Source organism: Shimia sp. (assembly GCF_041624275.1).
Lineage (GTDB): Bacteria > Pseudomonadota > Alphaproteobacteria > Rhodobacterales > Rhodobacteraceae > Shimia.
In genome coordinates this window covers 1-1,904 of the sequence record NZ_JBFJVE010000306.1, presented here as the reverse complement: position 1 = coordinate 1,904, position 1,904 = coordinate 1, and the positions used below count along the sequence as shown (strand labels likewise).

2 protein-coding genes and 1 pseudogene are annotated in these 1,904 nt (G+C 67.1%); all 3 read right to left on the bottom strand.

The genetic code is table 11. From position 1 onward, the window contains the following. Positions 1-409 (bottom strand): uracil phosphoribosyltransferase (upp, locus tag ABZD10_RS15460; protein ID WP_372887895.1); only part of this gene is annotated, 409 nt, incomplete at its 3' end. Continuing rightward, entirely contained in the window at positions 406-1,392 is a 987-nt protein-coding gene (locus tag ABZD10_RS15455) for an adenosine deaminase (protein ID WP_372887893.1), read from the bottom strand. The genes ABZD10_RS15455 and upp, both read right to left, overlap by 4 nt. Continuing rightward, positions 1,389-1,904: pseudogene (locus ABZD10_RS15450) on the bottom strand (phosphopentomutase); the annotation flags it as partial. The pseudogene ABZD10_RS15450 and the gene ABZD10_RS15455, both read right to left, overlap by 4 nt.

The following is a 1,904-nucleotide window of genomic DNA, read 5'->3' as shown; positions in this document are numbered from 1 at the left end:
TGGCCAGCATCGGGTCGACGGCAATCACCAGCCGCTGATCCAGTTCGGACGGCACCTTGAAGTAGTATTGCACCGGCTTCAGCGTCTCTTCATCGCGGTAAAGACCGACAAAGCCGACCCGCGCCGAGGGCACCAGTTCCAACATACCATCCAAAAGCCCGTTACCGGCGCGCAGGATCGACACCAGCGCCAGCTTGCGCCCGTCAAGCACCGGGGCGTCCATCTCCTGCATCGGGGTCTGGATGCGCTTGGTGGTCATCGGCAGTTCGCGCGTCACCTCATAGGCCAGCAGCTGGCTGATCTCGCGCAGCAGGCGGCGGAATTCGGCGGTCGAGGTCTCGGTGCGGCGCATCAGGGTCAGCTTGTGCTGCACCAGCGGGTGATCGACGACGGTCAGGTGATCCATCAGGACATCTCCAGTTTCTTGAGGACGCGCGCCCGGGTCTCTGCACAGCAGAAGGCGGCGTCGATGGCAGTTTGGTTGAGCGCGCGGAAATCCGCGACTTGCCAGCCGAAGGTTTCGGCCAGCATGTCATATTCGCGGCGCATCGTGGTGTGGAAAAACGGCGGATCATCGGTCGAAACCGTGACCGGCACCCCGGCGTCGCGCAGCCGCGCGATCGGGTGGCGCGCCATCTCGGGGTAAAGCCCCAGCGCCAGGTTCGAGCCGGGGCAGACCTCGAGCGTGATCCGGCGGTCGGCCAGTTCCCGCACCAGATCGGGATCCTCGATGGCGCGCACCCCGTGACCGATGCGTTCGACCCCGAGGTCGCGGATCGCCGCGCGCACCGAGGCCGGACCGGCGAATTCTCCGGCATGGGTGGTGCGGCGCAGGCCGGCCTCGCGGGCCATGTCGAAGGCATAGGCGAAATCGCCCTGCCGGCCCATGGTCTCGTCGCCGCCCATGCCGAGGCCGACGATCCAGTCGCCGGCGGTTTCGGCGGCGCAGAGCGCCGAGCGTTTGGCCCTGTCGGGGCCGAAATGGCGCACCGGGGTGACGATGCCGCGCAGGATGATGCCGAGGTCGGCCTCGGCGCGCTCGGCGGCCTCGCGGATCGCCGCAAGATATTCCTTCCAGGCCGCGACATCGCCGCCACCGCAGAAATCCGGGCTGAGGAAGCTTTCGCAATAGACCACACCATTTGCGGCGCTCTGCTCGAGCAGGGCGCGGGTCAGGCGGGCATAGTCCTCGGGGGTCTGCAACACGCTGGTCGCGGCCTCGTAGACCTGAAGGAAATGGGCAAAATCCTTGAAGGCATAGCCGCCGCCCTGATCGAAGACCCGGCTCAGATCGACCCGTTTCTCATGCGCCAGCTGGCGGATCAGATCGGGCGGCGCGGCACCTTCGTGATGCAGGTGCAGCTCGATTTTCGGCAGGTCCGCGACACTCACAGAAAACTCCTTCCCGGCCCCTGCGCCGGCACCCCGAGATGCGCCGCCACGCTGGCCGCGACATCGGTCATTGCGATCAGGCCGGCGCCACCGGCGCCGCGGCCCGCACAAAGCACGGGAACGCGTTCGCGGGTGTGGTCGGTGCCGCTCCAGGTCGGGTCATTGCCATGATCGGCGGTCAACAGCAACAGGTCGCCGTCACGCAAGCGCGGCAGGATGCGGCCGATCTCGGCATCGAACCATTCCAGCGCCCGGGCATAGCCCGAAACGTCGCGGCGGTGGCCGTAATCGCTGTCGAACTCAACGAAATTCGCAAAGGTCAGGCTGCCCTCCTCGGCCTCGTCCACCAGCCGATGCAGATGGCTCATCAGCGCCGCGTCGCTGCCCTTGACGCTGTCGCTGATGCCGCGCATCGAGAAGATGTCGCCGATCTTGCCGCCGCCGTATACCCGGCGCCCGGCCGCCTGCAGCCAGTCGGTCAGCACCGGCGCCGGCGGCGCGATGGCGAAATC